Below are 25,259 nucleotides of genomic sequence, written 5' to 3'. Positions count from 1 at the left end.
CGTTATCTCCTTAAGGGTTCTAATCTATTTGTTGTGAAACTAATAAACCTAATCCAAGACTTTGTAATCCATTCAGATAATCACGCTTCAAGTCACTTACCGCTAATTCCGGAAGATGTTCCTTAGGAACGTATGTAGCAGTTCGATCGGCGATTTGATTAAGCATAGCTGGAGCTAATTCATCCTCACAAAAAATAATATAATGCGGATTCAAAATAGAGGTCATAGTAGCCACTAACCGACTAATCGCATCTACTTTATGATCCGGCTGCATGCTTGATCCACCCTGATCTCCAGTTAATGCTTCTATGAAATTTCTATTGTCATACTGGGGCATGTATTGAACTTCCCCTGAAAAAAACGTCTTTCCCCGAACAATTTCACCATTAACGGCTATCCCAGCTCCCGGTCCGTTTTTCCCTAAATACAGATACATCAGAGAAATATTCTCCTTCAAATTTCTTTGCGCCATATAACCGATTACAGCGGCATTCATATCATTTTCCACGATTGTCGGGATAGAGAGCTGATCTTCTATACATCTTTTCAAATCTAGATTCTGATATTTCGCATAACCTGGGATCAGAAAAATCTTCCCCTGTTTCACCGCGCCTGGAACACCAATCGCTACAGATTGAATCTTAGGATTAGCCTTTTTTTCACCTTCGATAAGCGAGACCAGTGTACTAACGTCTTCCTCAAGAATACTAGGTAAATTCCCTTCTTTTACAACATTTCCAATGCAATTATAGATCGTATAGTTTGTTTCATTTTTTTCCAAAAAAATAGCCATCCCTAATCGGTAATTCGGATTATAGGCGTATCTTATTGCCCTTCTTCCGCCACTAGACTCATCAAGGCCAATGATCGTTACTTCCCCAGTCTCTTCCATCTGCATTAGAAATTTACTGATCGTTGGAAAACTGTATTGTAATCTTTGACTTAACTCCGCCTTCGTAGCCCTTCCTAATTCTAATAATGCTGTTCGAATATTTCGAATAATTTCAGATTTGAGTTGCTGTGAAGGAAGTCTTTTATCACTTGCCATGGCTCTCCCACCTATAGTCATACTGACTTATTAAATGCATTTAATAAGTCAGTATGACTATAGCAGGAATACTTCTTAACGACAACATAATTTTTGGATGCGGCCCCTTCTGAAGCTCCAACATGAATAAAGGGGCATGAAGCCCCCCTAATTATCAACAAATTCAAAGCCTTTGCAGGATTCGTTCCCATCTTCCAGGATGGCTTTCATCCAAGTACACAGGCTGAAATCCTAATTTCAAATAAATGCGGATGGCGGGCAGTCTGAAATCATCAGTTTCTAAACATGCCGCCGTTCCCCCTGAATCTCTTATTTTGTGCAAGACAGCTAGACTCACAGCATAGCCGAGACCTTTACCAGAATATTCTGGAAGCACTCCAACCATGTGCAAGTACCAGTTCTTATTGTCATCACTACCCGACTCCCAGGCCGTAGCAGTAGCTACAGGTTGATCCCCGCGGCAAATGAACAACAAGCGATCCGAATACAAGGGTACATGATCACTGATTTTATGAGCAAATTTAACTTCCCTTGTAAAAGAATGGCGTATAAGCTCTTCCCAGTTCCGTTCATCATCCGGCTCGAAATGACGAATTAGATACCCGGTAGGACAGTGAAAAACAGGCAAGTCGGACAGCATTTCTTTTTTCATCACAAGTTTGGAAAGGGTCTGATCCACCGTCAATTCCTCACTCTCGTTCTAAAATCGGGAAAGGCTATTGCTTTTCCACCATTCTCTACAGATTCCATAGACAATGTAAACACAGAGCTCCAAGTAACGGCATCATATACGTCCACCGAAGGGGTTCGATCCTCCTGAATAGCAGAAATAAATTCTTCAAGCACCATAAAATCGCCTCCGCCATGTTTCGTCCCAGCGGCATATTCGCCCCATTTCATCCATGTCGGGTGATCATAGAGTGGTTGATAACTGCTTAAAGGCTCCCACATTTCCTCTCCATCCGCTATATTTTTGGGCGAGAGATTCTTGAACCAGATCAAATCCTCTTCGTACTGATGGCGGCCCGTAATATACGCTCCCTCAGTTCCTTGCAGTAAATAATGAGTTTTATTATGCGGTCTAACGGAGGACCAGTCTACACGCAGTTCAATCAGTACACCCTTTTCCGTTTGAATGACCGCAACCGCGCTATCCCCTTGCCGCCAGAATCCCTCACGTGCTGCTGGGTGATCTTTTCCATAATGCTCTCCGAAATAATATTGTAAGGATCTAGATTTGGAAACAAAAGACGAGACGCTTTTTAATCGATCACCCTCAGGCTTATTGAGGTTAATCCATTGCGCAACTGGACCAATAGAATGTGTCGGATAATTGATCCCGTTATACTGCTGATGTAATTGCCCCCGCCAAGTCAGAGAACCATCCGGATGATGAGTCAAATGACGCAAATCATGGATATATCCGCCTTCCAGATAAGTAATTTCACCGAACATGCCTTGATCCGCCATATGTTTAATCGTCAGGTTTGATCGTGAGAAGCAGTAATTTTCAGACATCATATATTTAAGTCCAGTTTGTTCAACAGTTTCGATAAGCTCCCAAGCTTCCTCTAAGGATTGGATCGAAATCACTTCGCTTAGGACATGCTTACCCGCTTTTAAAGCATCAATAGATTGTCTGGCATGCAAATGCATGGGGCTTAAGATAAACACTGCATCTATCGCCGAATCTTTTAACATTTCATGATAATCCCGATACGTTCGGATTTCCGGGAATTTCTCTTTCCATTGGTTAAGCACCCACTCATTCAAGTCACAAGTGGCGGTCAGATTTATCCGATCCGATAGAGAGTACAGTGCATTCATAAAACTGGCTCCGCGATTTCCACCTACGATCGCTAATCTTACTGGCTGACGATTCATTGCTGGTCCACCTGCTTTCTATCCATTTGAAGTCGATTGATGATTAGCTCCTGATCTCTTGTCTCCCCTTCAGCCTGCGGATATTTTTCATAATCAAAAATGCTGAAGGTAAATAATGAAGACCATTTACTCAATTGCTCGCTTGCCAGATTCACCATTTCTAACCTGATTTCATCTTCAAGCACAGTAAGGATTCGAGCAGCAGGAATATCCAGGATGGAGGCTGTTTGAATGAAATGCCAGTTTTCTTTTCTGACGATAGAATGCACATGATTATGCCCGTTGAAATAGAAACCCACACCTTGCCATTGCTTCAATATCGGCCAAATATCTAAGCTGGGATCCAGTGACATCATTGGCTCAGTTGATCTAGCCGTCGTATTATACAAGGGATGATGACCGAAGACGAATAAAGGCTTCTCCGATTTCCGCTTCATTTGTGCTTCGAGCCAAGTCAGCTGTTCATCATCAAGTGTTCCGCTCCAATCGTCACGATTTTCCCGTGCGGTATCCAGCAAAATAATGATTGCATTCGTCTCTTCAATTACACTGTATCGCTGCTGCCGGGTGACGGAAAGGATTTCTTCCTTAGGATAAGTGTACGTATCATGATTACCAAGAACATGTAGAAAACGTCTAGAATGCTTGCTGTCCTTAATCTTACCCATGATATAATTAAATTCGCTAAATTCTCCTGCATGCACCATATCTCCCACGGAAATATGATAATCGGCTGGGATGGACAAAAATAGATTCATAAATTGCTCGTAAAAAGCATCTCGTGCCTCTTTAATCAAAACCTTGTTGTTTAACAATTCGTCCGGGTAATGTAAGTCCCCAATAATCGCCAGCCTCATAAATGCCTCCTCCTAACCTTTAATGCCAGAGCTCATAAAACTACCTATCACTTGCCGCTGGAACAATAAAAATCCAATCATTAAAGGTGCAGACACAATCAATGTAGCCGCACAAACATCGGACCATTGTGCACCAGATTCCGTGGCTTTTGCGAACATCGCCAAGCCTACAGTTAATAAGCGATTCTCCTCCGAATTGGTTACAATAAGGGGCCACAAGAAATCATTCCAATGAAAGCTGACCGACACGATCGCAAAGGACACATAAATCGGGCGTGACAGTGGGACATAGATTCTTGAAAGAATATGCAGGCGTGATGCGCCCTCCACCCGAGCAGCTTCATCCAGCTCATAGGGTAATTGCTTGAAGGACTGCCTTAACAGAAACACTCCAAAGGAGGAGGCAAAGTAAGGTAGCATAATCCCCAGCTTGGTATCCAGCAGCCCCATTTCGTTCAACACCTGATAGTTGGAAAAGATAAGTACATCTGGCGGCACCATAATTTGCACCAAAAATAACATGAATAACAGATCTTTCAAGGCGAATCGTACCCGTGCGAACGCATAAGCAGCCATCGTCATTGTAACGAGTTGCACAGCAAGCACAACACCGCACACAAGCAATGTATTCATAAAAAATCGTCCAAAAGGCGCTCCATTCCAGACATGAATCAAATTCACAAACGTGAAGTCCCAAGACCATCCCGCATCGATAGCGACGTCTTTGGGTAGAAAAGCCGTTCTGACCACCCATAGGAAGGGAATGATCCAAGCCGCGGCAAACGTAAATCCAACCGCATGCCACAGTATCTGCCCGATTCGGCGCTTCGTTCTTTCGGAGTTCAGCATGCGCTCCTCTTCTAAAGCTTTGCGTGTATTCTGCCTTAATACTAAGGGCAGCTTTAGTGGATTATCCTCCATGGATTCCACCTCCTATTCATAATGGATTTTCCGATCCCAGCCAAAAAACTGTAAAGAGGAAATCAGGAGCAGCAGCACGATCATGACCACCGTCATCGATGCGGCCATCCCTTGATCGTAGAAATTAAAGGTGGACTCGTAGATATAATAAAGCAGCAGATTACTTGCATTATTCGGACCGCCCTTTGTCATAATCCAGAGATGGTCTACCAGCTTAAAAGAATTGGTTATCGCCACAACAGCCACGAACAACGTAGTCGGCATCGTGAGCGGAATTGTGATTCTGCGGATGGAAGTGAATGTACCGACTCCGCTTACTGCAGCCGCTTCATATAAATCCTTGGGAATCTGCTGCATTCCTGCTAAATAAAAAATCATAAAATATCCGGCTTCTTTCCAAATCATCATGATGACTAATGCGCCCATCACCGTATCAGGTGTTCCCAGCAAATTCACAGGCTGATCCGCGATCCATGAAGCCAGTCTGGCAAAGAGCCCAAAATGAGGGGTATACAGAAACAACCAGATGTTCGCCACAGCGATCATCGGGATCATATTCGGATAGAAAAATGAAAGACGTGCCAGTCCCCGCCCTTTTATCGCCTTGTCGGCAAACAGTGCCATCAAGAAAGCCAAAGCTAATGAAGTGGGTACTGTGCCAATGGCGAACCATATATTGTTACTGAACACCTTCATAAAGACATTGTCGTGCAATAGATTAGCGTAATTGTCAAAACCGACGAACAGAGGCTCAGGAGTCGCCAAATTTTTCTCATAAAAGCTAAGCCAGAACGATTTAAACATAGGGTAATAAGTAAACAAGCAAAGAAAGAGCAGCGAAGGCAACACTAGTCCCCAGCCGAATCCGTTTCGTCTAAGCCTCTCACTCCATCCGGCATTCATACCATTCAATCCTTCCATGATTAAGGTTTCTACGATTAATGAATAAAGTAATGACGCCAGAACAAGCTATCGAGCCGTCCTGGCGTATTCCATACCTCAAAGCTTACTTATTGAAGGGAGCAAGTGCCTGATCTGCTTCTGCTTGAGCCTTTTTAAGTGCACCTGCTGCATCAATCTCTCCTGCCAATGCCGCTTGAATCTGGTTCGTAATTGCCGTCGATACTTTACCATGATTATGAGTGGACAATTCCCGGAACGCATATTCCAATTGATCTCTCGCTACCAATGCTTGCGGGAAATCCGCTGTATACTTCTTCATAGCATCTGTATCGTATGCAGATTTTCTTACGCCAACATAACCGGATGAGCTGCTAAAGAGGGCAGCTTGTTCTGAAGCCGTCATATATTTGGCAAATTCCCAAGCTGCAGCTTGTTTTTCAGGAGATGTGTCCTTGAAAATATACAGGTTACCTCCTCCAGTAGGTGATCCAAATTGGTTTTGTGCGGGTGGGAACGCTACGCCGAATTCGAACTTCGCGTTATTTTTTACGTTGGTTAAGTTGCCGCTTGTATGCATCATCATGGCTGTTTTGCCTTGAATGAAATCTGTCGGAACGGTTGCCCAATCAATAACACCTTCCGGCATCGCCTTGTATTTATGGGACAAATCTAACCAGAATTGCAATGCCTCCACATTCTCCGGCGTATCGAACATCGCTTTTTTGCCATCGGAGGACATTATGTTTTGCTTCGGATCGGAAGCATTTTGCCGTGCAAGCATTTGAAACATCCAATACGAATCATCATTGCCCGGAATTTCCAGCCCCACGTGACCGTCTTTGTTCAGCTTCTTAGCATAGGTTACAAGCTCATCCCATGTAGTGGGTGGTTTCTCTGGATCAAGTCCTGCGGCTTTGAACATTTCTTTGTTGTAGTACATAACAATCGTGCTTCGCTGAAAAGGCAGGCTGTACGTTTTACCTTCAGACTGTGTATCCTCTACAAAGGCGGGATAAAAATCAGCCATCTGTATATCCGTGTCCTTTGCAATAAAATCATCCAGCGGAATGATTGCATTCATATCGAGCATACTGTACAGCTCTGTTGACATCATGACCGCGACATCCGGTGGCTGTTTGGCCTGCACACCTGCTTGAATTTTCACGGTATTGTCACCGTAATTACCTGTGTACACGGGATTAACCTTAATTTCCGGGTGCTGCTCCATGAATGCACTAGCCATCCCATCGATTACTTTTGTAAGGGGACCACCAACATTAACCGGATAATAAAATGTAATCTCCACCGGCTTAGCGGCTGGAGTCTCTGTGGATTCCGGAGTTGCAGCGATTGCTGTGGGTTGAGCGGTATTTTCTTTGGCTTCAGCCGTACTGTTATTAGATTGTCCGCAGCCCGCTACTGCCAGCATTGAGACGGATAGCAGTGTTAGAATAGTTTTGGTTTGCTTTAGCATTTCTGTTAGCCCCTTTTTTCGCTTGGATTTGAATTAAAATGCATAATGGCGAAAGTTCACACTAATGCGATTCGAGCCTACATCAAGAATATGGAGCTGTGCACCATCAGCGGTAGGCAATACAGCAATTCCTTGGGCTTCAGTACCACTAGGCAGATTGCGATCAAAGGCAACAGATACGTTTCCAGTCTCCGGATCAATCTGATAAACCGTTTGGGTTGCGTTATCCGTAGAAGCATACAGAACACCGTTATACACTTCGGCACCTTGAATTCGATCGATACTTTGGGAGAGTGGAACGGTAGTGATCACATGCATATCGTCAAGACTTAGTACATTCAAGACGCTAGCATTACTCCACTGAGCTGTGTAGACCTGACCGCGAGCGGCATCAACGGCTACCCAAGGCACACCGCCAATATGCAGATTCAACGGTAAAGCATAGGATGTACCCGTATATTTCAATGTGTTCACATCATAGAGGGCGATGTAAGGATGCTGATAGTTTTTGCCGTCTTCAATAGGAGCGTATATTTTACCGTTATAGTAGGAAATATCACCGATATGGTCTCCACCTTGGGAGGCAATCTCCAGTGGAATAGCCAATTCATTCCGTGCTTTTACGGATTTTCCATCAAGTCCAGTCCGTAAGAGCCCATACGAGGAATTAAAGATCCATGAATTCCCGTCTGTAGCCACCCCTTGTCCCCGTTCCAGGGCATCAAGTAACCAGAAGGTTTGCTTAGATACTTCATGCCAAGTTCCAGCAGTTGTAGCTGAAGTTGAAGTTGACTCTGCACTGATTTCTACCTCGGTGTTTACTAGGTTATCCGGTCCGACTGGTGTGGCAGATGCTACTAAAGATAAAGAACTGGTCGTAAGTACCCCCGCGCAAATCAGACTGAATAATCTCTTTAATCTCATGTTTTCTCTCCTCCTAATAAGGTTGTAGTTCGGCATTTGTGCGCCTTACTTCAACCTTATTATAGGAGCTGGCAACAGCTCTCTAATTGAACAAAACACTTCTTTCCTTGAACAAAACTCTCATTTGCAAGAATAAAATCAATAAATCATATGATTAGGTTTGGAGGAGCTTTGATTCGCATATAACTTTGGGGTTAGGCCGGTTTCTCGTTTAAATAATCTAGTAAAATGACCTTGATCGGCAAAACCAACCTGAGATGCAATTTCCTTCAAACCAATTTTTCCGGAACGAATAAGAAATTTAGAACGTTCGATTCTCAGGCGAATTAAATAATTATGGGGTGTATATCCTGTCTGTTGTTTAAAAATCCGAATAAAATGCGACTGGCTCATATTAGCCATGCCAGCGAGATCAGTCAGTTGAATCTCATCTTCTAAACGCTCACGCATAAATTGAATGACCTGAAATATTTCTTGATTGGCTGGCGTTTTTCGGTTTGAATGCTGGGGAATCACTGAAGAATAGTGTTGTAACAAGTGAATAATTAACATATTGGATAAGGATTCGCTATATATTTTTCCTTTGGCACCGCCATTCTGTAATTCCTCCAGCATCCAAAGCCCTAATTGCAGTAGCTTGGAATCCTTGACATGAAATTTGCGGTCCAACTGGATATGACCTTCCTTTAGATAACCAGATTCACGAGCAATCTCTTCGAGTACCGCTGGCGTAATTTCTATTTTCAAAAAATAGAGCGAGGTTCTGCCCCAAGGGCAAAGAAGGCTCTCATTACAGGGGGTAATATGAATGGTGTAGTAATTTTCGTAGTAGGCTGTGCAGTGAATTCCTATTAAATATTTAGACTCCGAGGATGGGGTGAATGCTTGCTGCGGGCTATACCATTGCGAAACCTGAAGCTTATCCCAACCAAAAGTATCACTTGCAAGGACAGGCTGAGCAGCTGCAAAGGACGACTCTTCCATTTCTTTCATATTCATCCCCCTTTTCCCTTCAATATAGCAAGCCAGTATACGCTCCGCGTTAATGAGCTGTAAAAGCTATATTAATTTCCCCTTAGTATTCAAAAGGTTATTTACGTCAGAACAGCAAAAAAGAGGGGTTACTCCCCCTCTTTAATATTTTACATATTCTATTTCTGTAACTCTAAGTCTGAACATCTATTCCAATTTAAACTGATTTACTAAAGCACGCATTTCATTTGAACCCTCTTGAAGCTTGCGAGCAGATGCGGCAATTTCCTCCATAGATGCAAGCTGCTCCAGAGTGGCAGCAGATACAGTCTGTGCAGCAGAAGCTGAGTGCAATGAAACCTGCTCGACCTCCATCACCGCAGCAGATATTTGTTCGGAGCCCGTGTACATCTGTTGTGCAGCGGTCGAGGATTGCTCCACCTGATCTACGATGGTCCGGGTGGCCTGCAAAATGCGTTCAAATGCTTTACCCGTATCATCAATCGCTTGAACCCCTGCTGCGACTTCATTTTGGCCTTTACTCATCGAATGATGGGCATGACCTATACGCGTAATAATTTCTTCAACCATGACTGAAACCCTTTCAGCTGCTTCACTTGTTTGTCCTGCCAGCTTACGGACTTCACTAGCTACCACTGCAAATCCCCTGCCTTGTTCTCCTGATCGAGCAGCTTCAATTGCCGCATTAAGCGCTAATAGATTCGTTTGCTCAGATATTCCTTTAATAGTACTGACGATGGTGCCTATTTGTTGAGACTGGTCATTTAAACTAGTAACGGTGATCCCTAAATCATCAACAGTATTACTTACTGCGTTCATTTGCTCGGAAGAGTTAATGATAAGGCTGTTTCCTTTATCAGCCTCTTCCAGTGTTTGCATCGACAGCTGATAGGCATGTGTAGAGGCTTCAGCTACTCGCTGAATCTCTTTTACCATCTCCTCCATCGATTGGGAAGTCTCCTGCGTTGAGGAAGCTTGTTTCTCACTATTGTTTGCCACTTCAGTCATTGAGGATGAAGTCTGAACAAGTGCCGCTGTGGTTTCACCTAACGTTGAAGACAACTGTTTGGAGGAAGAAGCTAATAACTCCGAGCTTATGGTTAAATTCCCAACCAATTGCCGAATATTACCCGATAATTGATTAAAGCTGATTCCGAGCTGTCCGATCTCATCCCGATTGCGCACAGTCAATGCTTTACCGCTTAGATCCCCTTGAGCGATCCGTTCAGCTTCACGGGCAATGCGTACAATCGGTCTTGAAATATGTTGTGCAAATATGTATATTACAGCGATTCCGATGACAACGCATACAATCAATGTAGTAATAATTCCCTTTAGAATGGTTTGTTGCCCGGTATTATAGTCTTGCATATAAGAACCTGCAGCTACGACCCAGCCCCAAGAGGGCGATAGTTTAGCATAAGATATTTTCAACGCTTCTTCTCCTACAGCGTTTCCAGTACCATCCGATTTAGGTAGCGGCCATTTATAGTAAGTAGCTCCACCACCGTTCTGTGCTGCTTTAATCAAATCCTGTATGTAAAAAGTACCGTTTGAGGTTTGTTTATCCCAAATATTATCTCCCTCTAGTTTGGGATGAGCAAGCAGTTCCCCCTTGTTATCTAATATAAAGAAGTAGCCGTTTGGACCCAAATCAATTGATTGATTAATAGGCCGAGTACCATCCTCATTTTTGTTTCCAAGTAGTAAGGTCCGTACTTGTTCTTGGGCTTCCACTTCAGTCAACTGCCCCGATTGAACGGAATTTTCCAAATTCTCAATTAAGGCGACAGCCAGGTTTACGCTTGAACTCAGTTTACTCTCAATGAGCTGATTCGTTTCTTTGACTGAAATCTGATAAATAACTGCTCCTAATATTCCGATGGGAAGAATTAGTAGTGTGAGTGACATCACGAGCAGTTTTTTCCGAATTGTTAGTCGCAACCTTGTACGTGTAACTTTTACCATATACACCGCTCCGCATCCTATTAGAATTAATTACAAATTAATACTATAGTACTAGTTTTGGGAATATAAATCAAAAAAAGAAATTCATAATTTAACAAAAAAAAGCAAACGCCCCCCCTAATAAGAGGTCCGTTTGCCATTTATTCAATGAAACTCCAAATTCCTACTTCTCATCCAACCACAATATCGCTGTTACTCCACGAGGATAATATTTACTGCCTGTAATCTCCCCGGAAATAATTTGATCACTCCAGCTGAAGATCGATAATTCTGGATGGGTAAGCCATGCCACATGAGCGCGATCTGCTGCCGCTCCTCGTTCATCCCATTCCAGTCCCAGAATGTTGCGGGCGATGAACTGCGAGAGATAGATTTTGCTAAGCCAGCTGTTATTGCTAGTGGATGAGATTTTCCAACCGCCGTCATCAAATAAGCAAACGCCCGGCTTCAACACCGCATGAAGATGCTTGTCGAGTGCGCCGATATATGCGGCGAACCGTCCATTGCGATCAAGAGCTTCCTTACAACCCGTATAGTATGGGAATACAAGACCCTCGATAGCCGGAATGATCTTGGAGTCGTTACCTTCTCCAATCACAGCCGGGATATATCCATCTGCTGTAACGCTTGCCACCATCGTTGCGGCGCATTTCTCTGCCCCTGCCCCTGCTGTTTTGGACAGCTCCGCACGCTCATACTCTGCAAATATTTTCTCCATAGCTAAGTAAGCCGCCCAGCATTTTCCTGCCAAGTAAATATTGTTGCGAGCCTGACCTAAAGAGACATCCAGACTATCATAGGTAGTAATCTCTGCTCCACCCATCGTACGTGAGCTATCTAGCGCCATAACACCGTTTCTTTGCTCAGGATCTGGATGATCCCGATTTAACATACTATCCAAGCACTTTTCCAAGATACTCAGATTACGTTCCATCCAGCTCCGATCACCTGTGTGTTCAAGATAAGTTGCCGCACTCAGCACCCAGTTTACCAATTGTTCATGTGTCATATGAGAGAAGCAACCATCAATGCCATATAACTCATAGGAGGAATAGCCCGGACGTGAAACTACGTTGGCTACACCCATATCATGTGTGAAGCTAATTCCACCTGGATACTCTGTATCATCCCCAGGGAAACGTACCGTATCTTCATAGCTGAATCTTTCTACGAACATATCCAGCTCATTGCGAACCGTCCAAGGATTCAGACGCAGCTCGTAGAATAACTGATCGACGGTCAGATCAAAGGTATTCATCATCCGGTATTCGCCTTCGTTGACGATCCAGAACGGCTTATTTTTATTATCCAGTAATTGTGTGGAACCATAATAACTACGAATCGCATGCGCTAGCATAAAGGTTTGATCTTCGGATAGTTTTGCATGATTAAACATCTCGTTACCTTTCTCCGCTGCTTGTTTAAGAACATCGAATTTAGCTAATGCATATTCGGCTACTGCCTCAACATTGTTGAAATAGCGATTATAGTAATAGGAAGCATCCATACCAGAGGTAACATAACCCGAACGGTGAAAACAAATCGCAAACCGGTACGTTTCTTTTACTCCGGCTGGAACATCCATGATTAAAGCACCCACGCGACCTAGTCCAAAGGTCCAATTTTCCTGAAGCTCTTCACTTAGAATATCCTCCATCGTGAAATGAAGTGCGGACTTTGTAGTGCCTTTCTCGGCAGCAATCGCAATAAATCTTCCTTGTCCAACGCCTGTAATTTCAGATGAAACATCATCCAGTCTTCTCATTCCGCTATACACATCTGTTCCCTGAAAACCAAAGAACGCGCGACGTGAGGTAGCTGATGAGGTGTTATCCACTTCGAGCTCAACCAGTACTGCTGGCAGCAACACTTCCTTCATTTCTTCCACAGACGCAGTTTCAGGATCTGGTACTGATCGAACTGGCGAGAGAATCCGGAAGGTCAGATCCCCCGCACTCCAGCTGTCTGTAGCTACTTGAAAATCTCTAGAAATCTCACGATCTTGAAAAGGGAACAGAATATTCTCCTTGTCTGGATTGGGGTCTGGATTCTCGATGTCATAGCGTTTGCTCTCGTCATCTCCGCCAATCTCGTGAAATGGTAGTGTGTCATAACCTTTCCCATCAGTGCGTTCTAATCCTATGAATATATTCTGTCTAGGAGGTTTGGCCATCTCCAAATCGAAACCACCACTAGCTCCTTTAAATCCTAAGGTAAAACTCGCAAATGCACCGATCGGTGAATGATGAGCATTAAAAAATTTATTATGTAACATAAATAAATGCACTCCCTCCAACATGATCCCGGATACCTCCGGGCTATATATCCATGTTATCGATATTTCTGGAAGTGCAACAGGGCTAAAGCCTTCTATTATTTGGGCAAATCAAACATCGATAACAACCTATGCTATAATTAAGCCAAATTTTATTGTAAAAGAGGATTGAAATGATCTCGAATGATCCCGCCTTCCATAATTCTATTGACGGTCAGATGTCACCAGACATTCAAGCAGCCTTTCATATCTTCGCCGCACATTGGAGAAAAGTAAATTCGGATTGGCAATATCCTGTACACACTCATCCGATGTTTGAGATTAATATTGTCCTTCAAGGTGAGCAACAAATGACGGTAGGCAATAAGTCTTTTATACAGAAAAGCGGCGATATTTTATTCATTCGTCCCGGTGTTGAGCATAGTAGTATGGGTTCAAATGCTGACTGTGACATGACTTATTACTGCCTGCATTTTGATATCGATGATCTGATTTTGCGGCGTGCCTTACTTACAGCAGATGCTGTTAGTCTCAGCGGGAACACCCCCGAACTGCTGGCCATCCGTTCCGCGCTAGATGTAATCATTAACTCTTCCATCTTGTCAGAGTCTAAAGACACACATAGAAATCGCTTGATCACACTGCATGCTTCACTGCAGCTTCTGACCGCGCTCAGCGGTTGGGTGCTTTCGGAAATGCCTCTCCCAACAGATACAGAAGCTACAGAAAATACAGTTGCCCTGGCTAACGCTATTGAAGGACTATTGCAGGAATCCGTCTCCACCGCTGCCAGCACAGGCGAAAGAGGTGGCGGTATTGAGGACATTGCTGCCAAGCTCGGATATAGCACTACTCACTGTAATCGTGCTTTTCATCAAATCTATGGGATGTCACCAAGGCAATATTTATCCCGCTTAATCATTCGACACGCCAAACTGCTGCTGATGGATAATAGTCTATCTGTCGAATCGGTTGCTCAACGACTGGGGTACCGTGATGTGTCCCATTTCAGCAAACAATTCAAACGCTGGACTGGTCTGCCGCCAATGGGCTACCGCCGTTTAACTGCGAATCCAAGCACACTTTAAAGATCTTTACGCCTACGAAAAAAGGGGTGTATTCCGCTGTCCACTAAGTGGTTACAGGATACATCCCTCTTATGAATTACCCCTTCGTCGCTCCCGACGCAATCCCCTTCACAAAATACTTCTGCAAAGCGATAAACACAATCAACACAGGCACCACCGACATCGCTGTTCCCGCAAAAATCATATCCCAACGTGAAGAGAATTCTCCGATATAACGGTAAATTTCCACAACCATCGTCTTGGCCTGTCCTGAAGGTAATACCAGCATCGGCATCAAGAAATCATTCCAGATTCCAAGTCCGTTCAAGACAACCATGCTTGCCGTAACAGGCCCTAATAGCGGGAAAACAATTCTCCAAAATATCCCGTACCGAGAACAGCCATCAATCTCTGCCGCTTCTTCAATTTCTCTAGGTATTCCTTTGACAAAACTGGTATACAGCAGACATCCGAAACCTACCGCACCGGCTACATAAATAAGAATGGGTCCCGCAAGGCTACCGTACAATCCTAGCATTCTAAGCTCTTTGAACAAAGGAATCATATACGCCTGAAAAGGAATCATCATTCCGGCCAAAAAATATACGAACATAAATCGAGTCCATCTAGTATTTCTACGTTCAATGGCATACCCTGCCATGGGAATGATCAAGACCTGCGCGGCGATAGACACCGCCGTCAGAATCAGACTGTTCAGAATCGCTCGTGGAAACTCTGTTTCTGTTAACAGGTATTTAAAGCTGTCCAGATAAAGGGTTTTCGGAAAAGCAATGGCATCCTTCATGATCTCTGCATTACTCTTAAAGGCCGACATCAAATTGAAGAAGATAGGGAAGAAAAATAGAATAGCCACTACTAAGGTAACCATAAAAAGTGCGATTTGCCCAACTCTTCTGCGTGTCTGCATCGTCATTTAGAGCTGCACCTCCCGCTTCTGGAGAACCTTCACTTGAAAGACTGTAATGATCAGTATGATTAAGAACAAGACCATGGCCAGCGCCGTACCAAAGCCTTGTCTTAATTCACCAAACCCAACTTTATAAATAATATAAGTTAACGTCTCCGTCTCAAAGCCCGGACCACCATCGGTCATGACAGCAATCTGATCAAAAATCTTCAAGGCGCTGATCATCGATAGTACCATACATACAGTCATTGACCCCGCAAGCAGCGGAAAGGTGATATGCCGGAATTGTTGCCAGCCCCCTGCTCCATCAATGCTTGCCGCTTCATTCAATTCCTGCGGAATACCTTGCAATCCAGCGAGATAAATGATCATATAATAACCCGCGCCTTTCCAAACGGTAGACAAAATTATTGACAGCATCGCATATTTAGGATTGCCCAACCAATCTACAATCCAGCTTCCGAGACGGACAGACTCCAGAATCTGATTAAATACACCAAAGTTGTAATTCAGAATCATCGCCCACACAAAGCCCATTACGATCCCACTCAGCAGTGTAGGGAAATAAAACACACTTCTGAATAAATTACGGAACCAGCGTACCTTATCGACCATCATAGCCATTGCAATAGCTGCAATATTCTCTAGAACAACTAGTGAAAGGGTCATGATCATCGTATTTTTCAGCGCATTATGCACCCTTGGACTATTCCAAATTTCCACGAAGTTAGCAAACCCGATATAGCGGACGTCATCGCTGATACCATCCCATGAAGTAAAGCTTAAATAGACACTTCCTACCGTTGGGACGATAACGAACATGGTGTATAGAATAAATGAGGGTAATATGAACAATAGAGCGTAAGACTGCCATTTTTTCTTTTTCTTTTTGAGCTTTAACGTGGCAATCAATGACTTGTCAGCATTTACTGCAGATGTAGCCATGGCTACTCTCCCTCCCTTAAGGCAGGCTTGTAAAAAAGAGAACCTCTGCAGCAGCAGAGGTTGCTCTAACAGGCGCTGCACTTACATCTGATTAGCTTTCACTTGGTTGTCATATTCTTTATCAGCATCTTGCATATATTTAGTTACGTCTCCATCTTTCACAACAAGATCCTGCAGCAGTTTGTAATACCAGTTGCGGAACTGTGGAGGAATCAAGTTATCACCCCACCAGTTGTTGATCGCTAAGGACTTCACTACATTCGTGTCAGCAATAAGATCTAAAGCCACTTGCATTTGTTCACTGGTATCATACGTTACTTTTTCTTTAGTCGAAGGAATTGCGTTTATCGTCGCTAAATAATTCGAATATTGCTCCGGGGCGAAGAAGAAGCGGATAAAATCTTTAATGGCTTCTGTCTTCTCTGCGTCCTTAGCAGCTTCTGTGGATAAGGACCAGCCTGCTGGAGACGGAAGACCAATCACATTGATATTCCCTTCACGGTCAGGAAGACCATAGAAGCCAAATTCAAAGTTCGGGTCCGCTTCTGCAATTTGTGTAAACATCCATGTACCGGAGTACAATTGCGCGGCTTTGCCTGAGACAAGAATCGAAGCGGTTTGATTGTCGCCCGTGCTGAGCCAGCCTTTATCGACATAATTCTGGAACAGCTCTTTGAAATCAGTAATGCCTTGAACAACATTAGCATCTGTGAAGCTGACAGTTTTAGCTGTACGTTTGGAGTTCCAATCTGGATCTTTCGAGTAGACATCATCGATCAGGAATTTGTTTACCCAGAAGCCCATGTGGAAAATGTCTTTTCCGCCCACTACAATCGGAGTAATGCCTGATGTTTTCAATTTTTCTTGAATAGCTATGAATTCGTCATAGGTTTTGGGAAGCTCGGTGATCCCTGCATCTGCATATGCTTTTTTGCTGTAGATAATTCCTTGAGGTGCGTTGACTTGCAGTGGTGCATTCCACACCTTGCCATCCACTTGAGGAGGGGCTTCGAACAAATCTAGTAGATCGGAAGGCAGCTCTACAATTTTACCTGCGTCGGCAAAGACTTCAGTATCACGCATTTCCACCAGGTCCGGGAATTCCCCCACTGCATCTTTTGTTTTGAGCCAGTCAAGATAGGCAGCGGATGAAGTTTCACTCAAATCTTTGATGGTGACGTTCGGATTAGCTTCTGTAAATTTTTTGACCGTATCTGCGATAGCTTTTTTGGTCGCCGGATCACCGGATGCGTAGCCTATCGTAAAGCTAACTTCTTTCTTCGTCTCTTGCGGTGCATTTGCAGGTGCTTCGGATGTTGGTGTATTGCCTGCACTATTGCCGGCACTATTATTATTGCCACCACAAGCCGTCAAAGCTGTCGTTGTGGCGAGTAACAATACGGATAATTTCATCATTGTTTTTGTGAGCATACCTTAGTAGCCTCCCCTTTTGTATTCACTGTGGAAACTGAAGCAAGATGTGCGCATCATCTCTCGAAAGCGTTTCCGTTGCTATAAGAATAGCATTCATTATTAGTTGCTTGAATGAACTTTTTTAAGCGGGATGTGTGGTGAATTTAAGATGTGTTCAAGTACGATTTCAAAAAAAGAACGAAAGACCGCAGTCTTTCGCTCATCGCCTAACCCTTGATATTCATTCTCCATCTGCGACTGTATAGGGATTCTCTACAATTGGAAACGACAAAAGAATCGATGTTCCAATATGCTCTCTACTACTTAAGGACAGCCCGTATTCTTTACCATATACTGTACGAATCCGCTCATGAACATTTTTTAAGCCGACATTTTTACTGGGCGAACTAGGCTGTTCCAAGATTTCACTCAACAGCAGTACCTTTTCTTTGCTCATTCCAATTCCATCATCATAGATTGTAACCAGCAACTTATCCTCTTGCTTCTCGACGGTTAGCGCTACTGTACCTCTCCCTTGACCGCGTAGTCCATGCTGAATAGCATTTTCAACAATCGGCTGAAGAGACAATTTCAGAATGTACCAGTTCAAATCCACTTCCGGCGAGACATCCACGACAAGCTCAAATTTATTCTCGTACCGTACAGAAATGATATAGAAATAATCCCGCAGATGATCCAGTTCCTCTCGGATGCTTACTTTATCCTCCCCATAATCAATCACATATTTTAACTGGTTGGATAACGATAAAATCATATCTGCAACCTCATCATTATCTTTATCCACGGCATTCATTCGAATAACTTCCAGGGTATTGTATAAATAATGTGGCCGAATCTGGCTTTTTAAAGCATTTAACTCAGTTTGCTTCTGCTTGATCTGGGCAACGTAAGCTTCATCGATATAAGCCTGTAGACGCTCAACCATTCGATTAAAACCATGGCTAAGTCTACCCATTTCATCATTGCTGTTCACTACCATCTGGGTATCAAGATTACCGGATTCTACAATTGCCATTTGCTTAATTAAGTTTCGTATCGGAGCAGCTAATCTTCTAGAGAACCAGACTCCCATAAGAATCATCACAATCGCACAAATAAACATCGCTATAAACACGGTCGTACGGGCTGAAAAAAGCTGATCGAATAAATTCGCTCGATGAATTCTTGCAGTCACCTTGCCGTTAAGAAAAGGAATATCCTCACTGAGGACGATCATTTTCTCATCTTTCCGTGCATGTAGTACCTCATCATTCTCTGCTGCGTTCTCATTTGTGAAATATATATTTCCATCGCCATCTAATAAAAACAGATCATCCTGTTCTCCGAGATTTAGCTCTCTAAAAAACTGATTGAATATGGATGCATCAACGTCCATAAATAAAGTCCCTACAACCTTTGGCTCCTTGGTAACACGCCCAGAAATATCAATCAATGTACGTCCAATTGTGAATACACTTCGCTTAGAGCCTATGAAGTATTCCTCGGAATGAGTAGGAAAAATAGCCACATGAGATGGATCCGGAGCCATTTCCGTCGACCACTCTTTATAAGGCAGCAGATCAAAGTTGATCCCTTTGTTTTCTTTTTCCTGATAATATAGCTTATCGTCTAACTCCCTATGAAAATAAACACTAGTGATATAAGAGTCGCTGTATAGAACTGTTTTTAGAAAAGATTCAATGGGAATCGTGTTGATTTGTTCTAGCTCATTTACATTATAGGTTTGATTCTGCGAATAACTCTCGATAAAGCCTTCATAACGCCCCGTGTACATCAGTTTGGAAATCTCATTGTACTGATTAAAGGCAGAATTTAAGTTATAGCTCATATATAGCACCATTTGCTGCAAGTTACTTGTTGTGTAACGCTCGACATATCCAGAGAAAGTCTGAACAGAGATATAGCTAAGCGCAAACAACGGAATCAGACCGACTAGTAAAAAAGAAGCGGAGAACTTAACAAATAGGCTTTTGGATCTTCGGCCCCAGATAAACATGAATGAAGGCATCCCCTTTGCTATCCATCTGACGATTGGCTTTTGAAAGATTGCTTATACTCTTGTGGCAGTTTGCCGTATTTCTTCTTAAACATGTCGCTAAAATGCCGAGCATTGTTGTATCCTACACTGTCAGCAATCTCATAAACCATCATATCGCTTTGCAGCAATAGGCGGAGTGCGTGATTCATTCTTACCTCTGTTACATAGTTCTTAAAGTTCTGACCGGTATGCTTTTTAAAAAAGCTGCTGAAATAATAGGAGTTCATAAACATCATCCCTGCTATAGACTCCAGCGTTATGTTTTCTGGATAATGCTCATCTATATAAGCCTTCACTTGTGACAGTAGCTTTAGCTCCTTGTTGCCCATTCGATTGCTGATTTGCTCAGACATCTTACCCAGAATCAATCGAAACTCTTCCTCAACTTCTTGAAACGTAGTAAGACTAGCCATTCGCTGAAGCATAGGACTAGTATCCTGAACGGAAGGACCTGCCTCCACACCAAATTGCATAAGCTCCTGTTCAAGTTGGAGGATCGCATTATAAACGATAGACACCGCTTGATTTCTATTCCCATCAGCCATGATCCGAATCATCTGAAGTAATCGCGAGCTCTCATATGTTATTTGCTCTTTGTTTTGAGATTTTAAGGCGATGCTTAGGGTGGATTGTATTTCATGCAAAGGAGTTATGATTAACGATTCATTTTCCAAAGGATTCTTTCTATAAGATAAGACACGATTTAGCCCTGCGAAATATTTACAGTGTAGCGCTTTCAAAGCGTTGCGGTAAGAATTATCAGCTTCGTCCATTCCGTCTACGGTGTTGCCCACGCCAATGGATACCTTCAATTTGAGAAAATTATTAATCTTCCCATGCAGATCCTCTGCCAATCTCTCTGGTTCCTCCGCATGCTCATGTTGAAGTAGAATGCAAAAACGTTCACCTTTGCGGAACATATAACTATTCTCTCTTTGCTCTACAGTTTCCTTAATAATGTTAGAGAGCGCAAAATCAATCAGCTTACGTTCACGCTCCTCCCATCTGGATGGCTGACCTGAGGATTCATCCGTCTCCACTATACAAATACTAACGTACCGACTGAGTGCAATAATCCCCATATCTTGTAGGGTATCCGCCGTCCCCTTGTTACCGTCCGTCAGCTTATCGAGCAATTCTTCGATGGTTAATCTGTGGTTTCTCTGTTCATAATGGTTCAGCTTTTCTTTGTTGCGTTCTCCTTCAGTTTCTTGACGAATAAGCAAAACAGCTTTACTAACGACCTGCTCCAGCTGGTTCTTATTCACTGGCTTCACCAAGTAATCCAGCGCACCATATTGCAGTGCCTGACGGGCATATGTAAACTCCTGATAAGCGCTAATAAAAATAACCTTTACCGACCTGCCAGCTTCATGAATTTCGCGGATAATATCTATTCCTGTATAGCCAGGCATGCTTATATCACTAATGATCAAATCGGGATTATGTTCTTCGATCTGTTGTTTCAATTCAAGACCGTCATTGGCTTCTCCAACGATGCTGAGTCCGAGGTTTTCCCAAGAAATTAGTTTTTTTAGACCTCGCAAAATCACCGGTTCATCATCGGCGAGCAGTACCCGAATTCCCTTCATTCTACAGTCCCCCTACCTTAGAAAAATCATCTCACAGTAGCCTAATAAACTTATTCTAATGATAACAGACAAACAATCTTTGGTGCATTGTGTGGGAATGAACTTTTTTAAGGAGAAACTGCAGTTATTTAAGAATGTTTTAAAAGAAAATATTATACGTTGGCGGTCGTAACTGCAGGGAACGTTTGGACTTCCGGCCGCTGTTGTCCCCAGTAATTTAACCGTGATTACGGTTGAAATCCGGAGACAGCTTATGCTTACGATGCGAGCTTTCCTACGGAAAGCTTTCGGGCGGTCGCTATCGCTCCTACAGTTCCAAACTTCCCCTCCGTTACTGCTCACCTGTTATTCTTTTTAATGTCTGAAGTTAAAAAAGTCTTACACTGCCTCAAATATAAAACCAGCGGCAGTATTGGACTTAAAAATAAAGTCTTAGACTGCCGCCGGTTTAATGAGATATCGTTCCCCTTTAGTTTACTTGTCTTTTAAGCTTTATGTTCACCTCTAAAACAAGCAATTAATGAAACTATTAAACCTACAAATGAAACACCAAGTCCAAATGCTGTTGCTGAACCACTTGATGTTAATATAAGTGCTATTCCAAAAAGTGATATTGAAATACCTAAAAGTGATAAAAGCATAATTAATTACCCCCAAAATTTCAAATTTCCACAAGAAAACTATACCATTTTCTTTTCAACTAAACTGCCAGTTAGTTGAACAAATAAAAAACGGCTGCCGAAGCAACCGCTATTCCACTAACGTGTCCCGTTAGTTCAATGAGTTCATGGAGGAAAAGTTATTTCAGACCTTCATTTTTCGTTTCGGAACCTAGAACCTTCCCTGTCTTGTCCATGTACAGTTTTGTCATCATATCGTACTTGTTCTGCCCAATTACTCCAAAAAACAAGGCTTGATGGTCTTTTATAACGTTGAAATGATATCCTTTAGCCCATCCTTCCCCTGGTTTGACATCGTTTTTAATCGCAATCTGCACCATATTAGGTGAGTCAAGTATGAGATCACTTTGTGGAATAATTTCAAAGTCTTGAATGTCTCCTTGTACAGTTCGCATAAACAGTAGACTCATACTGCTTACTAGCGAATTCCAAAAGAACTCGTTTTGAGGGTTCCAATATAAAAAACTAACAGTTGCCTTAAACTAAAAAATAAAGTCCTAGACTACTGTTGGTTTATTGAACTAAAGTGTCCCGTTAGTTTAACAAGAATCGTTATAAAGCGAATCTATTTTTTATGATTTCAGCAACTTCACGAGCGTTGATTTTCGTATTGTTTATTCTCAAATAGTTTTCTTTTTTAATTTCTCCCTCTAACGAGTTCAATCGATGTTGCTCCATTGTCTGTTTTAGATCCTGTTCAGAGAATGTGATATCTCTCTTTGTCGGTTTATGTTCAAGTCTATGGGGAGTCTTGTTACGCTCTATTCTCTCCTCAAGATCGGCTTCAAGCTCAACAAAATAGACATCTGCACCTTGATCCTCAAATATTTTACAAATTTTATCGACATAATCCCAATCGCTCTGCAAATCGAATCCCCATACATATGTAAATATCATTCCATACATTTTACTGACGGCGGTTGCTTCAAATATATCTTGACGGAATTTATCCGATAATCCCCACATTTCACTACTGAAGCCAAAATATGGAGCCAGCAATTCTATCGTCATATGGTTGTGGAACAATTTTAAATCAGATATCATTTCCAGTTCATGCCCCACTGTCATTTTACCAACTGCCTGAGGACCAAATATCAAAACAAATTTCATGATATCACCACTTTTCGAAGTCATTTTAATAATAGTACCACAATTGGTAAATTTTTATTGCACTAAACTGCCCGTTAGTTGAACAGGAACGTGTATGTTTACCACACAGATAGACTTGTTCTAAAATCATTTTCGTCGGTAATATACTCAACGTTCTCATATCCTTTTCTGACTCCATTCAGATATAAATCATTAAGTATTTTTTCGTCCTTACAATAAATTGTGACGTACAAGGAGTCAACCAACAACAGAACCAACTGGCACTGACTATTTAAGAATTCCTCATATGTGAGAACATCTTTAATGATTTCACCTTTTAAATATGCCTTGAAATTCGCGAAAATTATATAATAAACTCTTGATTTCAAAGTTTCACTGAGGTCTTGCCCCTTCATTCCATATATCTCTCCATGGAACATGGGTTCAATTTTACCCTCCCCAGTATCCTGATATGCTTCCTCTCCACCAATATACCAATCAAATTGACTGATATTGAAAGGTTCCAGTACCTCGCCAAGATGGCTACCCCATTCATTCGGTATCTCAAATTGGACTCCTCTGTTCATTTGCTCGCTTCCTCCCATCAATTCAAACGGGCTGCGTTCTCAGCCGTTTAAATATCGTACCCGTTAGGGTAATGAGAATCGAAATTTATTGGTATAGCATTTCCCGCCCGCAGTTGAAGCTTTAGATGGCATCACGGAAGGGGAATGGCTTTGAAGAAAGGGGAAAACCTGAGGTTTAATAAAGGGTTTCACATATTAGTCATGACTAATATGTGAAACCCTTTATGTTCAACTATCGTGTCCCGTTAGCCTAATCTGAGGGATCTGTTTTCTTTTAATAATATTGATGTTATCATCCATTTGCCATTAGAATTTAACAGCAAGTTAATATTGTTAGTTTCGATAATTTCATTAGCTGTAATGCGCTCTTTTTCCGATACAATCTGTGAAGTTCAGTTGTTCTGCCTTACTATAGTTTTGTCACTCCGTTCGGAAGTTCGGAAGCCGGCGGCCAGACGATCGCTCCGCTGCGGTTCATGTACCCTCTGATTTCCTCGCGCGAATTCGGAACGAGCAAGCTGATCACCGCCAATTCTCCGTTAAAAGCGTCAGCCCAATAGAATTGCGACTTGATCACAAAGCGGCCGGATGTATTGATATAACCGTAACTCTGCCCCTTGCTGGCCGGAGCCAGGCCGCCCTTGAACAAGCCTCCGGCTGTAAAGCCCTGAATGACTTTGGTTCCCTTCTTGTTGATGTAGAAGCTGACTCCATTACGCTCGACAAAAGCCAGTCCTTCCGAGAACGGCTGCGCCATGCTGAACTGCGGTTTTATCAGGTAATTGCCGTTTTTGTCGATGTACCCGTATTTTCCGTTCACGTAAACTACTGCCGCCCCGTTTGAAAACGGTGTGGCGTAATCATACCGGGGCGTAACGCGGAGCTTGCCGGTGGTGTCGATATAGCCGTATTTGCCGCCGTACGCAAGCACTACGGTCGCCATACCTTCGGAGAAATCGGACGTCGAGCTATACCGGTACGGAATGACCAGCTCGCCCTTCGTGTTGATGTACCCCGATGCTTTGCCCACATTGACCCGAGCCAGACCTTCGGAGAAATTAAACGCCCGGGCGTAGATGGGCTGTATGCTCACCTTGCCATGGCTGTCTATATATCCGTACCGTGTCGCCGTAGCTCCGTCAGCGTTCTGAACCTGCGTCGTATACAGCGCACGGTCATTATAAAGAATGCCGGCATCTCTCAACTTGTATTCGAACAGCTCGCTGCCCGCCGAGCTGAAATAATATTGCTTTTTAGCCGCATGGTCCTCGACATACACCGTCCCTCCGGATACTCCTGAATACCCGTATCCGTCGTACACCGCCTCGATGACCTCCTTGCCTTTGCCGTTGATGAAACCGTATTTTCCATTAACTTCAATCGGATACAGTTGATCGCCTGTCTGCGCCTGCATAGCGGTCGCACTGGCAGCCAGCGATTGCTCCGCCACGTTTGTACTGAATACCATCGTCGTAAATATAAGGGTAAGAGCCATCTTTTTAAGCACCTGTTGTCCACGCTCCTCAGAGACTATTTTCCAATCGTTAGTATAGACGACACTTGTACCGGTCTTGTTGCGCGTGATTGGGAATAAATCACAAAAAGCCTTCGCTTAATCCCACAATTCGCCCGCCCACATACTGCCGATCAGA

22 protein-coding genes are annotated in these 25,259 nt (G+C 43.0%); 1 reads left to right on the top strand and 21 read right to left on the bottom strand.

What is annotated here, in order from left to right:
• Positions 1–19: 19 nt before the first annotated feature.
• From ACFWMP_RS13150 to ACFWMP_RS13100, 11 genes are all read right to left on the bottom strand, one after another.
• Positions 20–1,048, bottom strand: a complete 1,029-nt coding sequence (locus tag ACFWMP_RS13150; protein ID WP_379423894.1) for an ROK family transcriptional regulator — start codon at positions 1,046–1,048, stop codon at positions 20–22.
• A gap of 163 nt (positions 1,049–1,211) precedes the next feature.
• Positions 1,212–1,727, bottom strand: coding sequence for a GNAT family N-acetyltransferase (locus ACFWMP_RS13145; RefSeq protein ID WP_379423893.1), 516 nt, complete (start codon positions 1,725–1,727; stop codon positions 1,212–1,214).
• Between the two features lie 2 nt (positions 1,728–1,729).
• Positions 1,730–2,932, bottom strand: coding sequence for a Gfo/Idh/MocA family protein (locus tag ACFWMP_RS13140; protein ID WP_379423892.1), 1,203 nt, complete (start codon positions 2,930–2,932; stop codon positions 1,730–1,732).
• A complete protein-coding gene (locus ACFWMP_RS13135; protein WP_339286959.1) occupies positions 2,929–3,789 on the bottom strand; it encodes a metallophosphoesterase family protein in 861 nt (286 codons plus the stop codon). Before ACFWMP_RS13135 ends, ACFWMP_RS13140 begins: the two co-directional genes overlap by 4 nt.
• A gap of 12 nt (positions 3,790–3,801) precedes the next feature.
• Positions 3,802–4,638, bottom strand: coding sequence for a carbohydrate ABC transporter permease (locus tag ACFWMP_RS13130; RefSeq protein WP_081383077.1), 837 nt, complete (start codon positions 4,636–4,638; stop codon positions 3,802–3,804).
• An 84-nt stretch (positions 4,639–4,722) separates the two neighbouring features.
• Entirely contained in the window at positions 4,723–5,631 is a 909-nt protein-coding gene (locus tag ACFWMP_RS13125; RefSeq protein WP_379423891.1) for a carbohydrate ABC transporter permease, read from the bottom strand.
• A gap of 85 nt (positions 5,632–5,716) precedes the next feature.
• Entirely contained in the window at positions 5,717–7,087 is a 1,371-nt protein-coding gene (locus ACFWMP_RS13120; RefSeq protein WP_379423890.1) for an ABC transporter substrate-binding protein, read from the bottom strand.
• A gap of 33 nt (positions 7,088–7,120) precedes the next feature.
• Positions 7,121–8,011, bottom strand: coding sequence for a DUF6923 family protein (locus tag ACFWMP_RS13115; protein WP_076286709.1), 891 nt, complete (start codon positions 8,009–8,011; stop codon positions 7,121–7,123).
• Positions 8,012–8,149: 138 nt separating this feature from the next.
• Complete coding sequence (locus tag ACFWMP_RS13110; RefSeq protein WP_379423889.1) at positions 8,150–9,004, bottom strand: AraC family transcriptional regulator; 855 nt, start codon at positions 9,002–9,004, stop codon at positions 8,150–8,152.
• Positions 9,005–9,190: 186 nt separating this feature from the next.
• Positions 9,191–10,972: a methyl-accepting chemotaxis protein gene (locus ACFWMP_RS13105; RefSeq protein ID WP_379423888.1), complete on the bottom strand. Its 1,782-nt coding sequence runs from the start codon at positions 10,970–10,972 to the stop codon at positions 9,191–9,193.
• Between the two features lie 163 nt (positions 10,973–11,135).
• Positions 11,136–13,247: a glycoside hydrolase family 52 protein gene (locus ACFWMP_RS13100; RefSeq protein WP_379423887.1), complete on the bottom strand. Its 2,112-nt coding sequence runs from the start codon at positions 13,245–13,247 to the stop codon at positions 11,136–11,138.
• 173 nt (positions 13,248–13,420) lie between these two features.
• On the opposite strand from ACFWMP_RS13100, the gene ACFWMP_RS13095 reads away from it, so the two are divergent.
• Positions 13,421–14,335 carry an AraC family transcriptional regulator gene (locus ACFWMP_RS13095; RefSeq protein WP_379423886.1) on the top strand — a complete coding sequence of 305 codons (915 nt, stop codon included), beginning with the start codon at positions 13,421–13,423 and terminating at the stop codon, positions 14,333–14,335.
• A 76-nt stretch (positions 14,336–14,411) separates the two neighbouring features.
• Here ACFWMP_RS13095 and ACFWMP_RS13090 read toward each other — a convergent pair whose 3' ends face one another.
• The 10 genes from ACFWMP_RS13090 to ACFWMP_RS13045 all read right to left on the bottom strand — a co-directional run bounded on the left by ACFWMP_RS13090 (position 14,412) and on the right by ACFWMP_RS13045 (position 25,114).
• Positions 14,412–15,248, bottom strand: coding sequence for a carbohydrate ABC transporter permease (locus tag ACFWMP_RS13090; RefSeq protein ID WP_379423885.1), 837 nt, complete (start codon positions 15,246–15,248; stop codon positions 14,412–14,414).
• Positions 15,249–16,187, bottom strand: a complete 939-nt coding sequence (locus tag ACFWMP_RS13085) for a carbohydrate ABC transporter permease (RefSeq protein WP_379423884.1) — start codon at positions 16,185–16,187, stop codon at positions 15,249–15,251. It lies immediately after the preceding gene.
• 81 nt (positions 16,188–16,268) lie between these two features.
• The gene (locus ACFWMP_RS13080) at positions 16,269–17,618 is read right to left on the bottom strand and encodes an ABC transporter substrate-binding protein (RefSeq protein WP_379423883.1); all 1,350 of its coding nucleotides are present in this window, start codon (positions 17,616–17,618) and stop codon (positions 16,269–16,271) included.
• Positions 17,619–17,841: 223 nt separating this feature from the next.
• Entirely contained in the window at positions 17,842–19,617 is a 1,776-nt protein-coding gene (locus tag ACFWMP_RS13075; RefSeq protein ID WP_379423882.1) for a cache domain-containing sensor histidine kinase, read from the bottom strand.
• A 20-nt stretch (positions 19,618–19,637) separates the two neighbouring features.
• A complete protein-coding gene (locus ACFWMP_RS13070) occupies positions 19,638–21,251 on the bottom strand; it encodes a response regulator (protein ID WP_379423881.1) in 1,614 nt (537 codons plus the stop codon).
• A gap of 485 nt (positions 21,252–21,736) precedes the next feature.
• Positions 21,737–21,892: a hypothetical protein gene (locus ACFWMP_RS13065; RefSeq protein WP_156113135.1), complete on the bottom strand. Its 156-nt coding sequence runs from the start codon at positions 21,890–21,892 to the stop codon at positions 21,737–21,739.
• Positions 21,893–22,050: 158 nt separating this feature from the next.
• Positions 22,051–22,326, bottom strand: coding sequence for a hypothetical protein (locus ACFWMP_RS13060; protein WP_379423880.1), 276 nt, complete (start codon positions 22,324–22,326; stop codon positions 22,051–22,053).
• 157 nt (positions 22,327–22,483) lie between these two features.
• The gene (locus ACFWMP_RS13055) at positions 22,484–23,041 is read right to left on the bottom strand and encodes a DEAD/DEAH box helicase family protein (protein ID WP_042189168.1); all 558 of its coding nucleotides are present in this window, start codon (positions 23,039–23,041) and stop codon (positions 22,484–22,486) included.
• Between the two features lie 98 nt (positions 23,042–23,139).
• A complete protein-coding gene (locus ACFWMP_RS13050; protein WP_379423879.1) occupies positions 23,140–23,607 on the bottom strand; it encodes a DUF2691 family protein in 468 nt (155 codons plus the stop codon).
• A gap of 409 nt (positions 23,608–24,016) precedes the next feature.
• On the bottom strand, positions 24,017–25,114 hold the full coding sequence (locus tag ACFWMP_RS13045; protein ID WP_339241909.1) for a WG repeat-containing protein: 1,098 nt from the start codon (positions 25,112–25,114) through the stop codon (positions 24,017–24,019).
• Positions 25,115–25,259: the final 145 nt, after the last annotated feature.

This window comes from Paenibacillus sp. NPDC058367, from assembly GCF_042723305.1.
Classification (GTDB): domain Bacteria; phylum Bacillota; class Bacilli; order Paenibacillales; family Paenibacillaceae; genus Paenibacillus_AQ.
Note: the sequence above shows the minus strand (reverse complement) of the source record. Positions and strands in the feature narration are given on the sequence as shown.